The organism is Spiroplasma endosymbiont of Colias croceus, from assembly GCF_964020095.1.
Classification (GTDB): domain Bacteria; phylum Bacillota_I; class Bacilli_A; order Mycoplasmatales; family VBWQ01; genus Spiroplasma_E.
The window spans coordinates 1,706,358-1,729,122 of record NZ_OZ026536.1 but is presented as its reverse complement, the minus strand read 5'-3'; the positions used below and the strand labels follow the sequence as shown (position 1 = coordinate 1,729,122).

The following is a 22,765-nucleotide window of genomic DNA, read 5'->3' as shown; positions in this document are numbered from 1 at the left end:
AAACAAATTAATTATATAATCATTTTATAAAAATGTCAAATTTGAAAGTGGAATAATATGCAATTTAAATGATGAAAATTACAAAAAGGAATGGGAATTCGTGTTATCATTTCTAATGATATTGATAACCAAACTGGTAACCAAAAGTATCGTCCAGGCATTGTTATTAAATCTTATCCAAGTCATGTAAAAGTTCAGTTAATGACTACTGAACCTAATAGTCATGATTATTTTAAAATAAAAATTGATAATCAAATTCAGTATATACGGCCAATTTATTATAGAACCATTAAGTTTAATGAGATTGCTGATATTTGAAAAGATAAATATAATAAACCTATTCAATTGGACAAAAATAGTACTTTATTTACTAAAATTCAAGAAATGGAAATTAAAGAAAATTTGGGATATGAAATTAATTTAAATAAAATACAAAGTTTAGAAAAAGAAAATCAACAACTTAAAAAGCAAATTTGTGTTCAATCTTTAAAGTTGAAAAATCGTAATCATGGATAAATATAAAGTAAAGTAAGGAAGTGAATTTATGACTAAAAATGATTTAATCAAAGAAATTCAGAAGAGAACATGAGTTGATAAAACTGATGTTCAAAAGTGTGTTAATGAATTATTTAAAATTATTATTGAAACCAATGTTAAAGGTGAAAATGTAAATATAATAAATTTTGGTAAATTTATAGTTATGAAAGTAAATGAGAGAACAGTAAGAAATCCTAAAACTGGTGAAGTTTTTGAAAATCCTGAGCATTTTATTCCAAAATTTAAGCCAATTGATAATTATAAAGAACAAGTAAAATTTGCTTTTAATTATGAGAAAAATAAATCAAATATTAAAAATAATAAAAAACTTAAATCAATTTTTGACGGTCAAAAAAGGTAATGTTTAGTAATCTGTGTAACTTACCTTTACAATATTGCAAATGAATATAAAATTTAAACATAAACACAGATTTCGGTAGAAAGGGTCTCCTTTGATAAGTTTACTTATTTTAAAGTAAATTTTAATTTTGACGTTTGACCAATTCATTTGCTATTTTTTTCAACAATAAAGATAATACAATATAAATCACCATGTTTTTGCATTTTATCGTTAATATTATTTCCTGAATTATCATAAAAATTAATTCCTCATCTATCAAAAATTTCTTGTTTATCTACAAATTCATTTGCTAATTTTCTTTTTTGTCATAATATAAAATTTTTAGTACTACTATCAGCATTTATATTTAATCCAGTTAATTTGGTAATCATACTTAAATCTTTTTTAGTTTTATCAATTGTATAATTTACAATAACATTTCCTTTATATTTTCCGTTACCAATAATAGTTGCACTTGTCGAAGTTATACTTGAAACTGATATTGCATTAATATCTAAAGCAAGATTTTTACTTTTAGTTTTATTTTTTATGATTTCACTAGTAGGATTTACTTCGGGATTAATGCCAATAATACTTAATTCTTTATTTGTAATAATTGTGCTTAAATCAGTTCTTGTATCTTTTTGTTGGATATAGTTAATTGTAATATTATCTACAACACCTTGAAATTTACTTCCTTTAGCAGTAATTTTAATATTTAAAGAATTACCTGCAGTAATATCACTATCTTGTATAGCAATTGTACTTTCTGCTTTAAAAACATCATAATCACTAATTGTTATACTATTTAAGTCTGTCATTCGTGCTAATGATATTTGTAATTTTGTTAAGAAATCTTGTACTGTATTTATATCTAATTGTCCTAAATTAATAGACTTTGCTATTTTTGTTGAAATATCAGTTCTTGTATCATTAATTGTTATAGTTACATTTATATTTTTTTCACCATTAAAATTTGTCGAAGTAGATTTAGCTTTTACTTTTGTTACTAATGTACTATCAACAATATCAGAATTTTGTATTTCAGTACTATCAGATTTAGTAATATCAACTTCTGTATCTGATAATTTCTTAAATTTTAAGTCTTCTTTTAGTTTATTAATTAATGCTGTTTTAAAATCAGCAACTGTTTCAGTAGAACTTGATAATGTTATTTCAGCATTATCTGATAAACCACTTAAATCAGTTCTTGTATCTGGAGTGGGTGGAGTTGGTTTTTCTCCCCCATCACAAGCAATAACACTGGTACTTGTTGTTCCAATTAAAGTCATTGCTCCTAAAATACTTAGTAATTTTTTCATTATTATTCTTTTTTCATTTAAATGTATATTATAATTTTACATGATTTCGGCAATAAGTTCTTCATATGCTTGTTTTTGACGTCAATAAGTAGGGTTAGTTCAAATTGTATCAAGTTATAATTTTCAAAAAAATCATTAAAAACATAACTACAAGAACATAAGGCGAGAAGTCCGTTTAATTATTAGACTTCTTGCAAAACCTATCTATTAAAAATTTAATTTTTAAAATAAAATTAAAAATAAAAAAGATAGGTAATCTATGATGTTTGATAAATTAAAAACTATTAACAATCCAGAATTATTAAGATTAACTGCTATAAATGATATTATTTTTAATAAAATTCTAGAAATTTTAAAGACAGAAGAAGTAAAAAAGTTTAAAAATGGTGGTACACCTAATAAATTATCATTAGAAAATCGTTTATTAATGACTTTAAAATATTGAAGAGAGTATCGAACTTATTTTCATATTGCTAAAAGTTATGGAATTAGTGAAAGTAGTTGCTATAGGAATATCAAGTGAATAGAAAATACTTTAATAAAACATCCTGATTTTCAACAACTTGATGGGCAAAAATCACTGTTAAATAATAATTTTAAAGATAAAACAGTTATCATTGATGTGACTGAAAGTACTATTCAACGCCCAAAAAAAGTCAAAAACAATATTATTCAGGAAAAAAGAAAAAACATACAATAAAAACTCAAGTCATAATTGAAAAAGATAGTAAAAAATTATAAGTTCTTATTTTTCTTATGGTAAAAATCATGATTTTAAAATTTTAAAAAATTCAAAAACGAAATTTTTATCAGAAACAACTATTTTAGTAGATTTAGGATATCAAGGTATACAAAACATACATAAAAATGTCTTATTACCTAAACGAAAATCAAAGAAAAACCCTTTAACTAAAGAAGAAAAGAAAAATAATAAGGCTATTTCAAAAATGAGAGTTGTTATTGAACATGTTTTTGCGATTCTTAAAAAATTTAAAATTATTAGTGAAAAATATCGAAATAGAAGAAAAAAATTTGCATTAAGATTTAATTTAATAGCTTCAATTTATAATTTACAATTATTAATTTAAATATATTTGATAATTTAATATTTTATTTTTTTATTTGAAATAATAATTTTTGTTGTATTTTAATGACAAAAAATAAAACATATTTTGGACATATTCCGTAATTAAATTTAATTAATTGTCAATAAAATTGTTTTAAAACTATTTAGTGTTATTGAATATAGAAATAAATATTTTTTGAAAAAATAGTTTAAAAAATGAGTTTACATTTTAAACAAAAAATTGTTAATAATATTTTTATATTAACTCGATAAAAATTTAAATTTTAAAAAAATATTTTTAATATTTTTTTTATTTTAATGGTTTTATTTTATTAAAAATTTCACAAAGTAAGTTAAATCTTAAGTACATAAGTCTAAATTTAGATTTTCTACATTTATTTACTAAAATTTTGAATCTTTTCAATCAAGCAAAGACATGTTCAACTTTAATTCTAATTTTAGATACAATCTTATTGTATTTTCTTTCTTGTTTAGTTAATTTTTTATTTTTAGTTCTTTTAATTGGTATTATTGTATTTTTATAAATATTTTGTATACCTTGATATCCTAAATCACCAATAATTATTGTTTTTTCTGAAAATTCAAGATTTGAATTTTTTAATATTTGAAAATCATGCACTTTACCATTATCAGCAAAAATATCAACAATTTTTTTATTAAAAAAATCATATACAATTTGAAATTTTATAGAATACATTCAACTTTTACCAGAAAAATATTCTAACTGTAGTTTTTTTTAGTTGGTCTTTCAATTTCAATCTCAGTTGAATCAATTAAATAAAATTGAAATTCATTTGAATTTTCTTGTTTTTTATCAATTTTTAATTTATATCTTTCTTTTAAAAATTGGTAATCTTTGTGGTTACTAAGTTTATTTTCTACTCAAGTAATATTTCGAAAACAACTTGATGGGCTCATTTTAGATTTAATACTCATTTGAAAAAAAGTATAATATTCTTTTCAGTATAATAAAGTCATCATTAATCTTTCTTCTACTGAAAGTTTATTTTTTCGACCTTTATTTTTTTCTAATTTTTCTATTTCAATTAATTTTTCTAACATTTCATTAAAATGAAAACGTTTTATACCAAAATATCTATAAAATTCTTCATTTTTTAATTTTTTTAAATTTTCAAAAATCATTTTTATCAACACTTTTCTAAATTTATTGTTAATAACAAAATTATAAAATAAATTTTAAAATTATTAATTGACTTTTAAAAAATTTAATTACGGAATATGTCTTTTGAACAATAATTTTTAAAAAATATTAAAAGTGTTATTAAAATAAATTTTTAAACTTAAAAAATGTGATTAATATCATAGTTTTGCAAGAAGTCTATTGTAAAAATGGATACGATGTTTTATTTCTAGTTCCAAATGAAAGCATGAAAAAATTTATTGATGAGCAAATCAAAATTTACAAATGAAAACTAGCAACTTTCAAAACCCAAATATTCAATTTTGGTTAAAACTTAACTAATTGTAAAATACACAAAATTTGATAACATATAGTTGTTATCCAATATATAAGTTTTAACCCATTACTTTATTTTAAAAGTAAATGGGTTTTAATGTTTAAAAGGAGACATTAAAATGGCAGATAAAACTAAATCACAAACATTTCAACAAATAAAAGAACACCAAGATATTAAAAATATTTTTGAACAACCAAATATCACATTAAAAAATAATAAAGAAGTTTTTAAAGAAAGACACAACGGATTAACAGTAAAATTTTCTACTTATAGTAACGAAGAACCCCCAAAAGTAGTAATAAATAATAAATTAAACCATTCTGATACAGATGAAATTTTTATTGACTCCAAATCAACTACTAAAGAAGTAACAACACAAACTGATGTGATTGAAGAAAAAACTGTTAATAATTTCACTAAATCATATAATGCTGTAACAATTTTAGAAGATAAAAAAATATTAAACACAAGAAAAGAAATTTTTAACTTAGAAAAACAATTAAAAATTCAAAAAGAAGAATATGATAATTTAAAATCAAATTGAATACAAATTGCTAATAATCTTTTAGAAAATGAATATTATGATCTTAACTTTTTAAGTAATAAGTTAAAAATAATGATAAGCAATAAAACAAACAAATGAAGAAGTGATCTCGAATTAAGAGAATTATATTCTCTTAAAGCAGATATTAAAAAAATTAAAATAAGGATAAATCAACAAGAAAAACTAAAAGATAAAATTGCAAAATCAAAGCAAGTTATTAATATTAATATTAATCAAACAGAAACAAAGATATCTCAAGTTAAAGAAAAACAAGATGAATATATTAATAAGTTAAATATACCGTCATTATCTTTAAAAAATAAAATTAATAAAAGATTAGACTTACAACAAAAATTTGAAGAAGAAAACTTAAATTTAAAAACTAAAGAAAAAATATTAGAAAATATTAATTTTTTGAATAATGAAATTGAAAACCAATGAACAGTAGAGAGTAAAAAGGTTACAAAGATTTATGAAGAAATTTTATCAATAGATAATAATTATTGTTATATAATAACTTTTGTACATGCTAATCAATCAATTTCTGAAAAAATAATATATTTTAACAATGATGAAAATAATGAAATTACTATTTGACAACAAATAAAACAATACGAAAATATTAATAAATATAAAAATGATTTTTCTTTAATTGAGAAAATTTCAAGTAATAAAAAAAATATATCTTTTTCTGAAATATCTACTAAAGACTTTATAAAACAACAAAATGATTTCAAATTAAAACCAAATAAAAAAGAAAAGAGAATATGATGAACTATTACAATAGTGAGGCTTTTATGTAATCTGTGTATCTTTGTTTTACAAAGTACTAGTTTAGATTAATTCTATCTTTAAATTTTATCATAAAATGAGCAATTGCTGTATTTCAATTTTGAATGGGCATTGTTCATTTTTTTGTTATATTTTCAATTGCTAAATAAAATATTTTAAAAACTGCCATATCATTAGGAAAAACTTTTTTATTTCTGATAACTTTTCGTAATTGACTATTTACAGATTCAATAGCATTTGTTGTATAAATCACTCTTTTGATTTCTGTAGGATAACTAATAAAAACCATTAAATTATCTCAATTTTTATATCAAGATTTAGCAATTTGAGGATATTGTTTATTTCACTTATTTTCAAAGGATTTTAAAGCCTGCATTGCTTGTTCTTCACTACATGCAGTATAAATTGGTTTTAAATCTGCAACTAGAGATTTTCTATGCTTATATGAGACATATTTCAAACTATTTCTAATTTGATGAACTATGCATAATTGATGTTCTGTTTTAAGATAAACTGATTGTATTGCTTCTGACATGCCTGTTAAATTATCACTGCAGGCAATAAGAATATCATTTAAGCCACGATTTTTCATTTCTGTTAAATTTGCTAATCAAAATTTAGCACCTTCATTTTCACTAATTCATAAACCTAAAACATCTTTTTTACCTTCTAAATCAACTCCTAAAGCTATATAAACTGATTTATTAATAATCCTTTTATCTTGTCGTACTTTCACTACTATGCAATCAAAATAAACAATCGGATAGACACTTTCTAATGGTCGATTTTGCCATGCTTTTACATCATCAATAACATCATCAGTAATTTGACTAATAACACTTTCACTAATATCAGCACCATGATATAACTCTTGTAATTGCATTCTAATATCTGATAATGTCATACCTTTTGCATATAAAGAAAGAACTTGTTGATCAAAACCATCAAATCTTCTTTGTCTTTTTGCAACTATTATAGGATTAAAATTACTATTGCGATCTCGTGGTACATCAATTTCAATTTTACCTTGTTGAGTTATTATTTTTTTTGAACTTATACCATTACGAGCATTGTCACTATTACTATGTTGATTCTTTTCATATCCCAAATAATTTTGCATCTCAGAATTCAACATTTTTTCTACTAATCTTTTTGTTAATTCTTTATACAATCCTCCCTCTTTAAAAACTGTTGTTAAATCTTCAGTATTTTCTAATAATAAATCTACTGCTTTTGATATTGGATCATTATTATTAATATTTTGCTTTTTAGCCATCTGTAACTCACTCTTTCTAGTCATTTAATTATATTTACTAGAATTAATTAAACATAGTTTTTTTGTAAGTTACACAGATTACTAAACATTACCACAATAGTTTCTTTATCCCTTATTATTTTAACTCCTATCCTTACTTTTGTTATTCCTGCACTTATACCTGCAACAGCAACAGCATTATTACTTGAAACAAAAATTATAATTGCTGTCACTGCCAGTGGTATTGGTACAATATTTAAAGGATTTGCATCAATATTTTCACCTGCAACAAAAAAAGTAGAATCTTGATGATATAATAAATTATGCAAAAATAATGAAAAAAAAGATAAAGAAAAAAAAGAACATCAATCAATAATTAAAAATTTAACTAGTGATAAACTAGAAACTAGATTACAAACACAATATGATATTTTAAAACAAGAACTTGACAATAGAAAAAATAAAAATATCGAAGAACTAATAAATCACAACACAATAAATCATAATTCAAACAGTTTTCTAGAAAATTCAATTACTCAATCAGAAAATAATCAAAATTTTGATTCATCTATACGAGATACAATAAATCAACAAGAAAAACAACCTTCAACAAGTAAAGAAATATATTATTCAAATTCCATGTTATAATTTATTTTATTTCAAATCACTATTTTCCAAAAAATAGTGATTTTTTATTATTTTTAACACATTTTTAGTTTTAAAAATATATACTTTTATTGAATATTTTAAGGGTAGAAAAAATATTCAAAAATAATAAAGAGAGGAAAAATAAATTATGCCATGAACACCATCTGAAAAATGAAGTCAAGAAAAAAAAGATGCACATGATAAAAATGCTGATAGAATGAATAAAGCTTGAGGAGAAAAAAACGAAAAAAAAAGACGAGAAAGGGTTGCCAATGCTCTTGGATTTGAAAAAGATAAATCAAAAATAAATAGTGAAGCTTCAACAAGTAAAAATCAAAGTTCTAGTAGTAAATCACAAAAAATGTAAATCTTAAATACTTTAAAACTACCCAATTGTAGTTTTTTACAACTTTAGACATATTATTGGTAATGTTTAGTATTCAAAAAATAAACATCCCTAATTAGGGATGTTTTAAATTAATTTAAGATATAAACAACTAATCACCAAACATTGATTTATTTCCAATTTCTTTTTTAACATTTTGTAAAATTTTAAACATTTTACCATTAAATTTTTTAATATGATAATCACATAAATGAAAAATTTTATTTTCTATCTGGTCACATTTTACAAAATGTATTCATTGCTTTCTGCAAAATTCTTCATCACAAAAATGATTTTTATTTTCATAACTATTTCGTAGTTTATATGTATCATTTAGTTCTTCATTTAAAGATAATGTTAACTCTAACTGTTCATTTTCTGAAATTCAAAAGTTTCAATTTTTAACTCATTTATTTTTAATAGTTTTAAATTCTTTGGCAATTCTTTTATTTATTGTATCTTGTTCTTTTCATTCGTCTTCTTTTTTTTGTTCTATTTTAGTTATTCCATTTATATTTTTTTCATTTTTAGTAGTTTTTAAAATATGTTCTCTTGTTTTTTTAAAAGTAAATTTGGGATTTACTTTTAAATTTTCTTGACAAATAAACTCTGCTGCTCTTTCATTAGCTCAATTTTCATGTAATTTCGGATATTTTCTTCATTTTTCTATTGTTGCATTTGGAATTCATTGTCTACCAAGAAAATCTTGAAATTTTGTATAATGTTCTTTACAAAAAATACTACAAGATTTAATTTTTTTTATTTCTGTATTACAATGATTGATTAAACATTTATTTTCTTCATTCATAATTTAGAATCTCTATTTTTGAATTTCACTTTCATATATTTTTTTATTTTCTTCTGCCATTTTTACATATTTAGATTTTTCTTCATTTGCCATTTCTTTTCATTGATTGCCAATCAATTTGGCAACTTCTGCCACTTTTGGTTTAAGTTCTGGTTTTTGTTGGATAATCTCTGCTCTTTTTTCTTTGTTAAAAAGCATATAAGCATTCATTGGTTTTTTAATTTTATTGTTAGTCATATATAAACCTCCTATTTTACTTAATATAATTTTACAATATTTCTGCAATTAATTCTTCATATGCTTGTTTTTGACGTCAATAGGTAGGATTAGTTCAAATTGTATCAAGTTTGACAGTATTTTTTGCAAAAGTATCTGAATGTTTAATTTGTGATTTTAATAATAATTTTTCTAAACTATCATCTTGTAATCATTTAAAAATAGTTGCACTTACATCATTATTTTTAATATTATTTAACAAAATTTTAATTGGTGGTATATCTTTGTTCAGAATACGACAAGCCATATTTAAAGTATTTTTTAAATCTAATAGTCCTTTATAGCAACCACCATCATCAGTTAAAGGGATAATTATCAAATCAGAAAGTGTTAAAAAATTTAAAGCTAATTCTTGCATAGTTGGTGTATAATCAATTAAAACATAATCATAACTATCAAATATTTCTTGATTATTTTGATAAATAACTTCTGCTAATAAAAGTTGTTCTTTTTCATTTGGATAGTTAAGATTTATTAATGATGAAGTTTTATTTAAATTTTCTCCACCTACAATAATATTAATATTCTCATATTTGGTTTTTTGTACTATTTGATTTAAAAATATCATTGTAGGTTCTGTTAAAATTGCTTTTAAGGTTTTGTTTTTATTATATTCTGGATTACTAAAATTTAAAGTAAGGGTTGCTTGAGGATCTAAATCAATAAGTAAAACTTTTTTATTTTCTAAAGCTAATTTATAAGCAATATTTTTACAAAGGGTAGTTTTACCAACGCCACCTTTTTTTACTGCAAATGAAATCATTTACATAATTATTCACTCTCACTTTCATTAATAATCTTGCCATATCTTTCTTCTAAAATTTCATTCATTAAAGTTGTTAATAATCATTTTTTATGTTCTGCTTCTTCTCTAAATTTTTTAACCAATATAGAATTACATTTCATTCTTGGCATAAATTCTTCATTTTTAATTTTTTTAAAGTCAGAAGTTTTATTGAAAGAAGCGGAATTAGTAATTAATTCTTTAACTCCTTTTGTATTGATAATTTTTGTTCCATTTTTTTTAGAAATATTGGGCATGTTTGATTCTCCTTATTTAATCATTTATACTGCTTGTACTTTTTATACTTTAAATACTATAATTATAATTTAAGTATTTAATAGACTTCTTGCAAAACCTATCTATTAAAAATTTAATTTTTAAAATAAAATTAAAAATAAAAAAGATAGGTAATCTATGATGTTTGATAAATTAAAAACTATTAACAATCCAGAATTATTAAGATTAACTGGTATAAATGATATTATTTTTAATAAAATTCTAGAAATTTTAAAGACAGAAGAAGTAAAAAAGTTTAAAAATGGTGGTACACCTAATAAATTATCATTAGAAAATCGTTTATTAATGACTTTAGAATATTGAAGAGAGTATCGAACTTATTTTCATATTGCTAAAAGTTATGGAATTAGTGAAAGTAGTTGCTATAGGAATATCAAGTGAATAGAAAATACTTTAATAAAACATCCTGATTTTCAACAACTTGATGGGCAAAAATCACTGTTAAATAATAATTTTAAAGATAAAACAGTTATCATTGATGTGACTGAAAGTACTATTCAACGCCCAAAAAAAGTCAAAAACAATATTATTCAGGAAAAAAGAAAAAACATACAATAAAAACTCAAGTCATAATTGAAAAAGATAGTAAAAAAATTATAAGTTCTTATTTTTCTTATGGTAAAAATCATGATTTTAAAATTTTAAAAAATTCAAAAACGAAATTTTTATCAGAAACAACTATTTTAGTAGATTTAGGATATCAAGGTATACAAAACATACATAAAAATGTCTTATTACCTAAACGAAAATCAAAGAAAAACCCTTTAACTAAAGAAGAAAAGAAAAATAATAAGGCTATTTCAAAAATGAGAGTTGTTATTGAACATGTTTTTGCGATTCTTAAAAAATTTAAAATTATTAGTGAAAAATATCGAAATAGAAGAAAAAAATTTGCATTAAGATTTAATTTAATAGCTTCAATTTATAATTTACAATTATTAATTTAAATATATTTGATAATTTAATATTTTATTTTTTTATTTGAAATAATAATTTTTGTTGTATTTTAATGACAAAAAATAAAACATATTTTGAACAATAATTTTTAAAAAATATTAAAAGTGTTATTAAAATAAATTTTTAAACTTAAAAAATGTGATTAATATCATAGTTTTGCAAGAAGTCTATTGAATTAATTCTTGTTTTGTCATTTCATTAAAATTTAAAGATTTGGTTCGACCTGTTCTTTTGGTTTTTTTAGCACGAATTCCATTGCCATATTCTAAACCTTCTTCACCTAATAATTTGTATGCTTTAATTCATTCTTTTATTGATGATCGGCCAATACCATATTCTAATGCAGTTTTATCAATCGTTTTAATTTTACTTATTTTTATTATTTTTAACTTTTCTTCTTTTGATAGTCATTTAGCCATAAAAAAAATTAACACCTTCCTTAAAGTATTTTTAACACAAAGGTTACAATTCTGTGTCTACTTTATTCTAGATGTTCACAAATGCATTTATTAATAATGTAGATGGCATGTGATGAGAAGGAGAATTCCAAGTAACTTATACAAGTATTCCATATACAAAAAACAATTTGACAGATGTAATTAAAAAAACAAAATATAATGTTAATTTATTAAATAACCAATTAACTAAAAATGAAATTAGTTATGTTGTTAATAATGACCCAATGAATATTCGTGATAAGTCAATAACCTTTGATATTGAAAAATTTGATTTAGCAAATAAAAAAGTTATTTTGAAATGTAATGGTTATTTTCAAGGAAAAATAACATTAGATTTAATAATTGATAGCAATATTACTAATCCTGTTGATTTAAACAATATTATTAAGAAAAAAAATATTGGCGAAATAAAACAAGGAACAAAAGATTTACCGGTAATAATTGTTGAGCGAATTAATAATATTAATAATACTAATTTAATATTTAGTAGAGATATTTGAATTAAAGGTCTTGTTGGTTCAAATGCTATTTGTATAGGTGAAACAAAATACAAAGGAGAAATTGCAATAAGTTGAAAATGAGTCAATTAAAAACGATTGTGTTAATACTAAACCATTCACAAAGATAAAAATGCTGTAATTAGCAAATATGAGCGTTTTAAGACTATATCAATAAAAATGATAATGTTGATTAAATATTCAAAAAAAATATCAAAAATTTCCAAAATTTTTAAAAAAGATGGAAAATAAAGAAATAAGGTGATGTAATAAATAATCAAAGTGAACTACAGATAATACATCAACCAATAAAGCATATAAAAGTTAATTTAAAAAATCATTTATCAATTTCAACAAAAATAATGGATTCTATATCATTAGTAACTATTGCTACAATATATACATACTTAATTAGTGTTGGTTATTATATGGGAATTGTATTCTTAACTATTCCATTAATATTTTTACTGATTATAAATAGTAATAATCTTATTTTTATCAGAAATAATAGAAAAACGGAATATTGATTAATTACTAATAATATATTTAAAAAGTACTTATTCATAATATCACTTTCATTAATTTTTATTCTATTAATAGCAATTCTATTTAGTGATAGAACTATAACCTTTTTATTTGATAATTGAAAAACTAAATTTAATAACTTATTAGACTTTATTGTTGCTATTAGTATTGTTCTAGGTATTATATTCTTAATCGAAATGATTAGTTTTATCTGTACTTTAAAATTAATTGATAAACATGATAACAAAGAAACAATACTTGCTAGTAAAAGTGTTATCAATTTAAAAAAGACTTTATTATGAATAACAATAATTTATTATAGACATATTCCGTAATTAAATTTTTTAAAAGTCAATTAATAATTTTAAAATTTATTTTAAAATTTTGTTATTAACAATAAATTTAGAAAAGTGTTGATAAAAATGATTTTTGAAAATTTAAAAAAATTAAAAAATGAAGAATTTTATAGATATTTTGGTATAAAACGTTTTCATTTTAATGAAATGTTAGAAAAATTAATTGAAATAGAAAAATTAGAAAAAAATAAAGGTCGAAAAAATAAACTTTCAGTAGAAGAAAGATTAATGATGACTTTATTATACTGAAAAGAATATTATACTTTTTTTCAAATGAGTATTAAATCTAAAATGAGCCCATCAAGTTGTTTTCGAAATATTACTTGAGTAGAAAATAAACTTAGTAACCACAAAGATTACCAATTTTTAAAAGAAAGATATAAATTAAAAATTGATAAAAAACAAGAAAATTCAAATGAATTTCAATTTTATTTAATTGATTCAACTGAGATTGAAATTGAAAGACCAACTAAAAAAAACTACAGTTAGAATATTTTTCTGGTAAAAGTTGAATGTATTCTATAAAATTTCAAATTGTATATGATTTTTTTAATAAAAAAATTGTTGATATTTTTGCTGATAATGGTAAAGTGCATGATTTTCAAATATTAAAAAATTCAAATCTTGAATTTTCAGAAAAAACAATAATTATTGGTGATTTAGGATATCAAGGTATACAAAATATTTATAAAAATACAATAATACCAATTAAAAGAACTAAAAATAAAAAATTAACTAAACAAGAAAGAAAATACAATAAGATTGTATCTAAAATTAGAATTAAAGTTGAACATGTCTTTGCTTGATTGAAAAGATTCAAAATTTTAGTAAATAAATGTAGAAAATCTAAATTTAGACTTATGTACTTAAGATTTAACTTACTTTGTGAAATTTTTAATAAAATAAAACCATTAAAATAAAAAAAATATTAAAAATATTTTTTTAAAATTTAAATTTTTATCGAGTTAATATAAAAATATTATTAACAATTTTTTGTTTAAAATGTAAACTCATTTTTTAAACTATTTTTTCAAAAAATATTTATTTCTATATTCAATAACACTAAATAGTTTTAAAACAATTTTATTGACAATTAATTAAATTTAATTACGGAATATGTCCTATGTATTAATATTTATATTTGCTTTATTCTTTTTATTAAAAAAGATAAGAAAAAATAATGGTTTTATAAACTATTAAGATTATTGTAATTAGAAGAAATATTTGTATTTGATAAATTTTGTTCATTATTTATATTTATTATGTGTTCTTGCAATAAAGGTGTTGTTTCATTTACTAATTGATTTAAAATAGGTTCAATTCTTTGACTTTCAAAGAATTCTCTATAAGCATTTGTTTCTGAACGCTCCTCTATACAATTAGAAACAATTTGACCAAACATCAAACCTATCATTCCTCCTATAATAGAACCTACAATAGCAGTACACAATAAAATACTATTCAAATCTTGAACGTGTTCATTTTTATTATCATTATCAAAAGAATTTTCATAAAGTAAAGTTAATCCTATGCCTCCGACTAATATTCCTGATAAAGTTCCAAATAATTCTTTTTTATTCATAGTTAATTTCATCCTTTCAAAATAAAAAAACTCAATTATTTATAAAAAAATAATGAGTCTAAAACTTATATTAATATAATTAATTGTAATATAAAAAAGTAATTATATTACAATTATTTTTCCTTTTAATTACTTTTATAATACTTTTAATATCTTTTAATATCTTTTAGAGACCAAAAATACCGCATAAATAAAGGGAAAAATGAACATAATTGTACCCTCAAAGTACGTCTATTGTACCCTCAAAGTAATATAATGTAACTCATTTATAATAAAGGGTACAATTATATTAAATAAAATCATAAAAAGGAGTTAAATTATGGAACAAGAGTTAAAACCAAAATCAATGATTTTGTATGCTAAAAACGAAATTAATACTGTACCTTTAAAAAAATTAACTTTGAAAGAAATAGATTTATTTTTTTATTTATGTTTTCGTTTAAACGAAAAAGAATCAGAAAGAGTTACATTAACTTTTAGCGAAGTAAAAAAAAATTTTAGATTTTAAACCTAATGATATTGAAAGATTAAGTAAATTATTTTTAAGAACTCATCAAAAAATGTTAGAAATTAATTTTACAGTAAAAGAAAATAATAAAATAATTTCCTTTCCTGTATTTTATAAATTCGGAATAGATAAAGATGATAAATGCGTATCTATTCAGGTACATCCACGTTTTCAACATGTTTTAAATTATTTTAAATTTGGTGGTCAATTTACAAGAATTAATTTATTAGAAATAATTTCTTTGAAATCAGATTACGCAAAGAAGCTATATCCAATTTTAAAGCAGTTTGAGTCAACTGGTGATGAAAGATACACAGATTACATAAAAGCCTCTGAATTTGATTATCAATTTTAATTTTAAAATAATCATGACCACTTGGTTCAGTAGTCATTAACTGTACTTTCACATGGCTTGGATAAGACTTAATAACTATTGCTGGTCTATATTTTTGTTTACCAGTTTCTTTATCAATATCATTGGGAATTTGAACCTTAATACCACGCCCTTTTTGTAATTTTTTTCAATCTCAATTATGTTTTTGCATATGTATTTAAATTCCTAACTTTTTAAAAATATCTTTAAATTGTTATTACAATATGATATAATATTATTTGTAAGAAAGAGTAAGCCTTCGCATTCCCAACCTTAGCTGTTGGGCTTTTTTATTTCAAAATTAATTTTACTAAATGTTCTACTTTATAATATTAAAAATTATTATTAAAATTTTTCTGGTGCATTATCAATTAACATTTGAATAATTTTAGAGTTACTATAACCTTGTTTATTTCATTGATTTAATTTTTTGATATGACCACTATGTAAATAAAAAGTTTTTAATCCACCTGATTGTTCTTTATTTTTGTTATTTTTTAATAACAATTTTTCTTTATTAAAATTTAATTTTATTTCATTTTCATTTAACCGGCTATCATCTAAATCAATTTCGGTTGTTTTTCTTAATTTCTGAGCTCTTTGCGCTGCTTCTTTAGTTTTATATAATTCTTCTTTACTGCTTAATTCATCAAAAATATTTTTCATATCATTTATTCTCCTTACAATTAATTACAACATATATTATAACATGTTATTATTAGTACTACTATTATAATTATTTTTATAACTAGTAATTATAATATTTTTTTGTTAAATAATTCTTGAACTATTTTTTCTATAGGATTACCTAAATTTACAATTGATTTATTTTTTGAAAGTGTTTTATTATTGTTTATGGCATTTTTAATGATGGCATATTCTCTCAAGGTATTTTCTAGAACAATATCTGAAAATTCACGGTTCATAAAATCTACAATTTGTTTACTTGCTGATTTGTTTTCTAAACGATTTAAAATAATTGTTCTAATTGTGTTTTTTATTTCAAAATCATGACAAATTCCAGATCAATCAGAAATTAAATTCATAATGCCTTTTACAGAATATCTACTTTCATCACAAATTAAAATAATTTCATCTGAAATTAATAACATATTTTGATTTATTAAATTTAAACTAGGATTAGTATCAATTAATATATAATCATAATTATTTTTTAATTCATTAAAAAACGGTGTAATATTTTTAAATAAAACTTTTTGTTTAATATTATAATTTAAAATTAAATTATTAATCTCATCTAAATCAATATTCGAACTAATTATCTCTAAATTTTTAATACTCGTTTTTTTAATTATTTTAAATAAATTAAATTTATTTTTACTAAAGACATATTCCGTAATTAAATTTTTTAAAAGTCAATTAATAATTTTAAAATTTATTTTATAATTTTGTTATTAACAATAAATTTAGAAAAGTGTTGATAAAAATGATTTTTGAAAATTTAAAAAAATTAAAAAATGAAGAATTTTATAGATATTTTGGTATAAAACGTTTTCATTTTAATGAAATGTTAGAAAAATTAATTGAAATAGAAAAATTAGAAAAAAATAAAGGTCGAAAAAATAAACTTTCAGTAGAAGAAAGATTAATGATGACTTTATTATACTGAAAAGAATATTATACTTTTTTTCAAATGAGTATTAAATCTAAAATGAGCCCATCAAGTTGTTTTCGAAATATTACTTGAGTAGAAAATAAACTTAGTAACCACAAAGATTACCAATTTTTAAAAGAAAGATATAAATTAAAAATTGATAAAAAACAAGAAAATTCAAATGAATTTCAATTTTATTTAATTGATTCAACTGAGATTGAAATTGAAAGACCAACTAAAAAAAACTACAGTTAGAATATTTTTCTGGTAAAAGTTGAATGTATTCTATAAAATTTCAAATTGTATATGATTTTTTTAATAAAAAAATTGTTGATATTTTTGCTGATAATGGTAAAGTGCATGATTTTCAAATATTAAAAAATTCAAATCTTGAATTTTCAGAAAAAACAATAATTATTGGTGATTTAGGATATCAAGGTATACAAAATATTTATAAAAATACAATAATACCAATTAAAAGAACTAAAAATAAAAAATTAACTAAACAAGAAAGAAAATACAATAAGATTGTATCTAAAATTAGAATTAAAGTTGAACATGTCTTTGCTTGATTGAAAAGATTCAAAATTTTAGTAAATAAATGTAGAAAATCTAAATTTAGACTTATGTACTTAAGATTTAACTTACTTTGTGAAATTTTTAATAAAATAAAACCATTAAAATAAAAAAAATATTAAAAATATTTTTTTAAAATTTAAATTTTTATCGAGTTAATATAAAAATATTATTAACAATTTTTTGTTTAAAATGTAAACTCATTTTTTAAACTATTTTTTCAAAAAATATTTATTTCTATATTCAATAACACTAAATAGTTTTAAAACAATTTTATTGACAATTAATTAAATTTAATTACGGAATATGTCCTTTCTTTTGTAAAAGAAAGAAAAAGTCCGCGCGAAAGCGCTTCCCAAAAAGAAAGAAAACGTTTTTCAAACGTTATCACATTAGCCATTAAGGAGATGAAACAAAATGGAACAAATAAAAATTATAGAAATCATCAACCGCTGAGGGTACTTAAATACTTATCAGATTTCATTATTACTAAATAAAGAAATTAACGCTGTTGATTGATTAATCAGAGCCTTAATAGACAAAAAATTAATTCGTGTAGACCAACTAACCAGAAAAAACATCTACATGCTCTCAAGTCTAGGAAACCGAAAACTTGGCAAAAAAAGTAAAAGCATAAGAATTAATTACAATGAATTAAAACATCAAGATTTACTCATCAAATGACTTTGTCAACAAACTGACATAATTTCTTATCAAACCGAAAGAGAACTAAAAACAGAAAGCTATCGAGAAAAAGGATATCCTGACTTATTAGTTCACTATGAAAATAAAATTATGATTATTGAATTCGAAAGAACTAGAAAAACTAAACAACGAATGAGACAAAAGTTTGATGGATTACGACATTATTGTAAAAACGGATACGATGTTTTATTTCTAGTTCCAAATGAAAGCATGAAAAAATTTGTTGATGAGCAAATCAAAATCTATAATTGAAAAATCGCAACTTTCAAAACCCAAATATTCAATATTAATATAGATAATTAATAACTAAATTTTGGTTAAAACTTTAACTAATTGTAAAATACACAAAATTTGATAATATGTAGTTGTTATCCAATATATAAGTTTTAACCCATTATTTTGGTATAAAAGTAAATGGGTTTTAATGTTAAAAGGAGATATTAACATGACTGACAAAACAAAATCACAAACATATAATTTTCTATCAGAAAATAAATCCATAGAAGATATTAAAAAGCAAGCAAACATTGAGGTTAAAGAAAAAAGTAGACATGGTGGAAAAACATTTAAAATAATTGAAAAACCCATTTTAAGTTTGGCAATTCATAATTCAAATAATGACCCAAATAGTGCTGATGAAAATTTAGAACCAATTGCTATTAGTTTAACAGATAACGAAAAAATACAAGAAACAAATAATTATATATGAACAAAAATTAAAAATTACTTAAATTTACCAACAGCAAATACAGAAGAAATATCAAAATTACATACAACAATTCAAGAACAAGCAAAGGAAATTCAGAAACTTATAAAAGAAAATGAAAAATTAAAACTAAAGCAAAGCAATGATAATTTGGCAAAATTTTCATATAACGCAATAACAATTTATGATGAAAAACAAAGAAAAAAAACGGGAATTGAAAAAATGTACGAAGAAATTTTACCAATTAATAATGAACTTTATTTTATTACAACTTTTCAAAATATCAATAATTCACTTACTGAAGAAATAATATGTTTTCAAGAACTTATAAATAGTGATATACAAGTTGTTCAACAAATAAAAAATTATAAAAATATCAGTGAATATAAAAAAGATATTGTACTAATGGAAGACACTTCAAAATATAATAATTGTCAGTTTTTACCAATTAAAGACTTTTTAAAAAAACAACAAGATTTTAAACTAAAACCAACTAAAAAAGAAATAGGTATATGAATAATTAGTTGGTTAATAATACCCTTAGGTGTAGTGGCTATTAATCTTATTCATCCTCCATTATTAATAATGAGTCTTGTAATTGGTGGTATTGCTATAGTCCTTAGAGGAGGGGCAGAATTATTTTCACCAAAATCAAAAAAAGTTTGATCATGAATTTCTAACAAAATATGTAAAAATGAAGAATTAAAAGAAAAAAATAAAAAAGAACGTCAATCAATAATTAAAAATTTAACAAGTGATAAACTAGAAACTAAATTACAAACACAATATGATATTTTAAAACAAAAAATTGATAATAGGAAAGAAGAAATTCCAAATCAACTAATAAATAGTAATTCAAATAGTATTCTAAAAAATTCAAATATTGAAAATAATCAAAATTTTGATTCATCTATACGAAATACAATTAATAACCAAAACCAACAACCTTCAACAATTTCAAGAAATAATTGAAATAAATTAAAGTGTTTATTAACAACATAATTAACAAATTTAATTAAGTAATAAAGTTCTAATCGCTATTTTCAGAAAATAGCGATTTTTTATTATTTTTTACACATTTTTCGTTTTAAAAATATATAATTTTTCTTGGATATTTTAAAAGTAGAAAAAAGTATTCAAAAATAATCAAAGGAGAATATAAATATGTGAAGATCATCTAATGAATGAAGCCAAGCGGACAAAGACAAATGAAACAAAAGAGTTGCCGAAACAAATAAAGCATGAGGAGAAAAAAACGAACGTGAAAGACGAGAAAGAGTTACTAATGCTCTTGGATTTGAAAAAGACAAATCAAAAATAAACAGTGAAGCTTCAACAAGTAAAAGTCAAACTTCTAGTAGTAAATCACAAAAAATGTAAATATAATAAATACTTTAAACTGCACAATTGTGCAGTTTACTTAACAATTTTATTTGTATAATTTTAATGAAAATATTTAACTTAAATAAGTGTTAAATATAAAATTTAAACATAAACACAAATTCCAAATAACCTTTAAAACTTTAGTTCCAAATTTTTATTTAGGAACTTTTTTTGTATATAACTATTGTAATAAATAAATTTTTATTTTAAAATTTTTAATATTTATAAATAAAAATTACGAGAAAATTATGCAAATAAAATTAATTGATATTGCTATTAACCCAATTAATGAATTATTTAAGTTTATTAGTTATATATTCTAAAATATAAGGAGATTTAAAAATGCAAAATTTAAACAAAAAAAAGCATCAATTTCAAATTTTAAAATAGTAAATAATGAAGATAATTTAACAGAAAATATGAGTTTAAAATGTCCAAAATGTAAAACTGTATTTACTATAAGTGAGTTTGAAAATAGTGAATTTTCAAAAACTCATTACGAACAATTTGTAAAAAAAATGGTAGAACTTACAAAAACAAAAATAGAAAAGGATTGCGAAAAAAGGCTTACTGAAAAATTTGAAATAGATTTAGAAAATAAGATTAAAGATATTAAATTAAAAAATATTAATGATTTTAATGTTGAAAAAGAAAATTTAACAAAAAAATATAATGATGAATTAAATTTAATTAAGATAACTAATCAAGAATTAAAAGCAAAAATAGATCAGTTTAAATTAGAAAAAGACAAAGAAATTGCTGAACAAATAAATAAAAAAATTGAAAACTTTAATGTTGAAAAAGAAAATTTAACAAAAAAATATAATGATGAATTAAATTCACTGAAAGAAGAATATCAAAAATTACAATTAGAGAACCAAAAAAATAAGTTAATTAATAATAAAATACAAGGTGATAATCTTGAGCAAGAAATAGAAGAAATTTTAACAAATACATTTTTAGTAGATTCTATTTCAAAAATTACAATGTTAGGAAAAAAGGCGGATATATTGCATAAAATTAAACTTGATGGCTCAGATAAGCATATAGGTATTATAACTTATGAAATAAAGAATACAAAAGAATGAAGTGATACTTGAGAATCAAAATTTGCAGATGATATGCGCAAAACAAATGCTAGATATGGAATAATTACTGCAACTGCTTTTTCTGTAAGATATGGTAAAAAGATATTTGCAGTTTCTGAATTTAATCCAAATATTTATTTCTGCAGTCATGAAAATGTATCTTTGGTTGCACAAATTGTTAGAATGTTAGTACTAACAGAATACAGATTAGAAAATGATAATAAAAATAATAGCGAACTAGAAAAAAAGATACACAAATTAACAGAGTGAAAAAAAATTGATTTTCCAAATTTTTCTTCAAAAATTAAAGCTGCCATTGATGGCTTAGAAAAAGTTCAATCAGCTATTGCAAATCAAATGAATCCCTTGGACAAAAATATTAAAATTATAAAAGAAAATTTTCTTAATGAAATAGAAAAAAGTCTAAATTTATTAATAGTTTAAATTGAGGTTTTCTTTTATTTCCATTTCTTGTATTTTAGTAAATAAAGTACTATTTTTATCCAATTGAATTGGTTTATTAAAATTATCTCTTCAAATACGATTAATTCATTCAAGTGGTATAGTTCTATAATAAATTGGCCGTATGTACTGAATTTGATTATCAATTTTAATTTTAAAATAATCATGACCACTTGGTTCAGTAGTCATTAACTGTACTTTCACATGGCTTGGATAAGACTTAATAACTATTGCTGGTCTATATTTTTGTTTACCAGTTTCTTTATCAATATCATTGGGAATTTGAACCTTAATACCACGCCCTTTTTGTAATTTTTTTCAATCTCAATTATGTTTTTGCATATGTATTTAAATTCCTAACTTTTTAAAAATATCTTTAAATTGTTATTACAATATGATATAATATTATTTGTAAGAAAGA

31 protein-coding genes and 1 pseudogene are annotated in these 22,765 nt (G+C 21.3%); 18 read left to right on the top strand and 14 right to left on the bottom strand.

All coding sequences use genetic code 4. The features are described from left to right. Positions 1 to 57: 57 nt before the first annotated feature. Both AACL24_RS10745 and AACL24_RS10740 read left to right on the top strand, forming a co-directional pair. Positions 58 to 516 (top strand): hypothetical protein, encoded by a 459-nt coding sequence (locus tag AACL24_RS10745; RefSeq protein ID WP_339046739.1) that lies wholly within the window; start codon positions 58 to 60, stop codon positions 514 to 516. A 28-nt stretch (positions 517 to 544) separates the two neighbouring features. Continuing rightward, positions 545 to 898, top strand: a complete 354-nt coding sequence (locus AACL24_RS10740; protein ID WP_339046738.1) for an HU family DNA-binding protein — start codon at positions 545 to 547, stop codon at positions 896 to 898. Positions 899 to 1,002: 104 nt separating this feature from the next. Here AACL24_RS10740 and AACL24_RS10735 read toward each other — a convergent pair whose 3' ends face one another. Beyond that, positions 1,003 to 2,199, bottom strand: coding sequence for a lipoprotein (locus AACL24_RS10735; protein WP_339046737.1), 1,197 nt, complete (start codon positions 2,197 to 2,199; stop codon positions 1,003 to 1,005). 259 nt (positions 2,200 to 2,458) lie between these two features. Between AACL24_RS10735 and AACL24_RS10730 the strand changes: the two are divergent. Continuing rightward, positions 2,459 to 3,287, top strand: a pseudogene (locus tag AACL24_RS10730) (IS5 family transposase). A 288-nt stretch (positions 3,288 to 3,575) separates the two neighbouring features. On the opposite strand, the gene AACL24_RS10725 reads toward AACL24_RS10730, so the two are convergent. Continuing rightward, the gene (locus AACL24_RS10725) at positions 3,576 to 3,983 is read right to left on the bottom strand and encodes a transposase family protein (RefSeq protein WP_339045908.1); all 408 of its coding nucleotides are present in this window, start codon (positions 3,981 to 3,983) and stop codon (positions 3,576 to 3,578) included. A gap of 23 nt (positions 3,984 to 4,006) precedes the next feature. Then, positions 4,007 to 4,429 (bottom strand): transposase family protein, encoded by a 423-nt coding sequence (locus AACL24_RS10720; protein WP_339045912.1) that lies wholly within the window; start codon positions 4,427 to 4,429, stop codon positions 4,007 to 4,009. 453 nt (positions 4,430 to 4,882) lie between these two features. Between AACL24_RS10720 and AACL24_RS10715 the strand changes: the two genes are divergently transcribed. Beyond that, positions 4,883 to 6,151 (top strand): hypothetical protein, encoded by a 1,269-nt coding sequence (locus tag AACL24_RS10715; RefSeq protein WP_339046736.1) that lies wholly within the window; start codon positions 4,883 to 4,885, stop codon positions 6,149 to 6,151. Here the strand turns inward: AACL24_RS10715 and AACL24_RS10710 are convergent. Then, positions 6,138 to 7,376, bottom strand: coding sequence for an IS256 family transposase (locus tag AACL24_RS10710; protein ID WP_339049413.1), 1,239 nt, complete (start codon positions 7,374 to 7,376; stop codon positions 6,138 to 6,140). The two genes, AACL24_RS10715 and AACL24_RS10710, sit on opposite strands and share 14 nt — an antisense overlap. Positions 7,377 to 7,423: 47 nt before the next feature. Next, positions 7,424 to 7,684 (bottom strand): hypothetical protein, encoded by a 261-nt coding sequence (locus tag AACL24_RS10705; protein WP_339046735.1) that lies wholly within the window; start codon positions 7,682 to 7,684, stop codon positions 7,424 to 7,426. A 467-nt stretch (positions 7,685 to 8,151) separates the two neighbouring features. On the opposite strand from AACL24_RS10705, the gene AACL24_RS10700 reads away from it, so the two are divergent. Continuing rightward, entirely contained in the window at positions 8,152 to 8,370 is a 219-nt protein-coding gene (locus AACL24_RS10700; RefSeq protein WP_339046734.1) for a hypothetical protein, read from the top strand. Positions 8,371 to 8,500: 130 nt separating this feature from the next. On the opposite strand, the gene AACL24_RS10695 is transcribed toward AACL24_RS10700, so the two are convergent. The 4 genes from AACL24_RS10695 to AACL24_RS10680 are packed head-to-tail and all read right to left on the bottom strand — an operon-like array spanning position 8,501 to position 10,513. Next, entirely contained in the window at positions 8,501 to 9,196 is a 696-nt protein-coding gene (locus tag AACL24_RS10695; RefSeq protein WP_339046733.1) for a hypothetical protein, read from the bottom strand. Positions 9,197 to 9,208: 12 nt separating this feature from the next. Continuing rightward, complete coding sequence (locus tag AACL24_RS10690; protein ID WP_339046732.1) at positions 9,209 to 9,433, bottom strand: hypothetical protein; 225 nt, start codon at positions 9,431 to 9,433, stop codon at positions 9,209 to 9,211. Positions 9,434 to 9,464: 31 nt separating this feature from the next. Continuing rightward, complete coding sequence (locus tag AACL24_RS10685; protein ID WP_339046731.1) at positions 9,465 to 10,235, bottom strand: ParA family protein; 771 nt, start codon at positions 10,233 to 10,235, stop codon at positions 9,465 to 9,467. An 8-nt stretch (positions 10,236 to 10,243) separates the two neighbouring features. Then, positions 10,244 to 10,513 carry a hypothetical protein gene (locus AACL24_RS10680; RefSeq protein ID WP_339046730.1) on the bottom strand — a complete coding sequence of 90 codons (270 nt, stop codon included), beginning with the start codon at positions 10,511 to 10,513 and terminating at the stop codon, positions 10,244 to 10,246. A 157-nt stretch (positions 10,514 to 10,670) separates the two neighbouring features. Here AACL24_RS10680 and AACL24_RS10675 point away from each other — a divergent pair. After that, positions 10,671 to 11,500, top strand: a protein-coding gene (locus AACL24_RS10675; protein WP_339045885.1) for an IS5 family transposase whose coding sequence is annotated in 2 segments (ribosomal slippage) — positions 10,671 to 11,067 and positions 11,067 to 11,500 — 831 coding nt in all. Because the reading frame shifts where the segments join, the coding sequence is not laid out codon by codon here. Between the two features lie 177 nt (positions 11,501 to 11,677). Here the strand turns inward: AACL24_RS10675 and AACL24_RS10670 are convergent. Beyond that, positions 11,678 to 11,929, bottom strand: coding sequence for a helix-turn-helix domain-containing protein (locus AACL24_RS10670; RefSeq protein ID WP_339046729.1), 252 nt, complete (start codon positions 11,927 to 11,929; stop codon positions 11,678 to 11,680). A 71-nt stretch (positions 11,930 to 12,000) separates the two neighbouring features. Here AACL24_RS10670 and AACL24_RS10665 point away from each other — a divergent pair, with 71 nt between their 5' ends. The 4 genes from AACL24_RS10665 to AACL24_RS10650 all read left to right on the top strand — a co-directional run bounded on the left by AACL24_RS10665 (position 12,001) and on the right by AACL24_RS10650 (position 14,266). Beyond that, positions 12,001 to 12,558: a hypothetical protein gene (locus AACL24_RS10665; protein WP_339046728.1), complete on the top strand. Its 558-nt coding sequence runs from the start codon at positions 12,001 to 12,003 to the stop codon at positions 12,556 to 12,558. 269 nt (positions 12,559 to 12,827) lie between these two features. After that, entirely contained in the window at positions 12,828 to 13,325 is a 498-nt protein-coding gene (locus tag AACL24_RS10660) for a hypothetical protein (RefSeq protein WP_339046727.1), read from the top strand. An 87-nt stretch (positions 13,326 to 13,412) separates the two neighbouring features. Next, positions 13,413 to 13,835, top strand: a complete 423-nt coding sequence (locus AACL24_RS10655) for a transposase family protein (protein WP_339045912.1) — start codon at positions 13,413 to 13,415, stop codon at positions 13,833 to 13,835. A 23-nt stretch (positions 13,836 to 13,858) separates the two neighbouring features. Beyond that, positions 13,859 to 14,266, top strand: a complete 408-nt coding sequence (locus AACL24_RS10650; RefSeq protein ID WP_339045908.1) for a transposase family protein — start codon at positions 13,859 to 13,861, stop codon at positions 14,264 to 14,266. A 266-nt stretch (positions 14,267 to 14,532) separates the two neighbouring features. Here the strand turns inward: AACL24_RS10650 and AACL24_RS10645 are convergent, their stop codons facing one another. Further along, positions 14,533 to 14,928 (bottom strand): hypothetical protein, encoded by a 396-nt coding sequence (locus tag AACL24_RS10645; protein ID WP_339046248.1) that lies wholly within the window; start codon positions 14,926 to 14,928, stop codon positions 14,533 to 14,535. A gap of 319 nt (positions 14,929 to 15,247) precedes the next feature. Here AACL24_RS10645 and AACL24_RS10640 point away from each other — a divergent pair, with 319 nt between their 5' ends. Continuing rightward, positions 15,248 to 15,436 (top strand): RepB family plasmid replication initiator protein, encoded by a 189-nt coding sequence (locus tag AACL24_RS10640; RefSeq protein ID WP_339046725.1) that lies wholly within the window; start codon positions 15,248 to 15,250, stop codon positions 15,434 to 15,436. 52 nt (positions 15,437 to 15,488) lie between these two features. Next, a complete protein-coding gene (locus tag AACL24_RS15600) occupies positions 15,489 to 15,791 on the top strand; it encodes a RepB family plasmid replication initiator protein (RefSeq protein ID WP_422398050.1) in 303 nt (100 codons plus the stop codon). 363 nt (positions 15,792 to 16,154) lie between these two features. Here AACL24_RS15600 and AACL24_RS10630 read toward each other — a convergent pair whose 3' ends face one another. Together AACL24_RS10630 and AACL24_RS10625 are read right to left on the bottom strand one after the other, a co-directional pair. Continuing rightward, positions 16,155 to 16,475: a hypothetical protein gene (locus AACL24_RS10630; protein ID WP_339046711.1), complete on the bottom strand. Its 321-nt coding sequence runs from the start codon at positions 16,473 to 16,475 to the stop codon at positions 16,155 to 16,157. 89 nt (positions 16,476 to 16,564) lie between these two features. Then, the gene (locus AACL24_RS10625) at positions 16,565 to 17,170 is read right to left on the bottom strand and encodes a ParA family protein (protein WP_339049442.1); all 606 of its coding nucleotides are present in this window, start codon (positions 17,168 to 17,170) and stop codon (positions 16,565 to 16,567) included. Positions 17,171 to 17,256: 86 nt separating this feature from the next. Between AACL24_RS10625 and AACL24_RS10620 the strand changes: the two genes are divergently transcribed. From AACL24_RS10620 to AACL24_RS10595, 6 genes are all read left to right on the top strand, one after another. Beyond that, positions 17,257 to 17,679, top strand: coding sequence for a transposase family protein (locus tag AACL24_RS10620; protein WP_339045912.1), 423 nt, complete (start codon positions 17,257 to 17,259; stop codon positions 17,677 to 17,679). Between the two features lie 23 nt (positions 17,680 to 17,702). Then, entirely contained in the window at positions 17,703 to 18,110 is a 408-nt protein-coding gene (locus AACL24_RS10615) for a transposase family protein (RefSeq protein ID WP_339045908.1), read from the top strand. A gap of 307 nt (positions 18,111 to 18,417) precedes the next feature. Beyond that, positions 18,418 to 19,008, top strand: coding sequence for a hypothetical protein (locus AACL24_RS10610; protein ID WP_339046721.1), 591 nt, complete (start codon positions 18,418 to 18,420; stop codon positions 19,006 to 19,008). Between the two features lie 142 nt (positions 19,009 to 19,150). After that, positions 19,151 to 20,413, top strand: a complete 1,263-nt coding sequence (locus tag AACL24_RS10605) for a hypothetical protein (protein ID WP_339046719.1) — start codon at positions 19,151 to 19,153, stop codon at positions 20,411 to 20,413. 162 nt (positions 20,414 to 20,575) lie between these two features. Next, positions 20,576 to 20,791, top strand: a complete 216-nt coding sequence (locus AACL24_RS10600; protein ID WP_339046717.1) for a hypothetical protein — start codon at positions 20,576 to 20,578, stop codon at positions 20,789 to 20,791. Positions 20,792 to 21,312: 521 nt separating this feature from the next. Then, positions 21,313 to 22,326: a DUF2130 domain-containing protein gene (locus AACL24_RS10595; protein ID WP_339046715.1), complete on the top strand. Its 1,014-nt coding sequence runs from the start codon at positions 21,313 to 21,315 to the stop codon at positions 22,324 to 22,326. Here AACL24_RS10595 and AACL24_RS10590 read toward each other — a convergent pair. After that, positions 22,315 to 22,686 (bottom strand): hypothetical protein, encoded by a 372-nt coding sequence (locus tag AACL24_RS10590; protein ID WP_339046713.1) that lies wholly within the window; start codon positions 22,684 to 22,686, stop codon positions 22,315 to 22,317. The genes AACL24_RS10595 and AACL24_RS10590 overlap by 12 nt on opposite strands. Positions 22,687 to 22,765 lie beyond the last annotated feature (79 nt).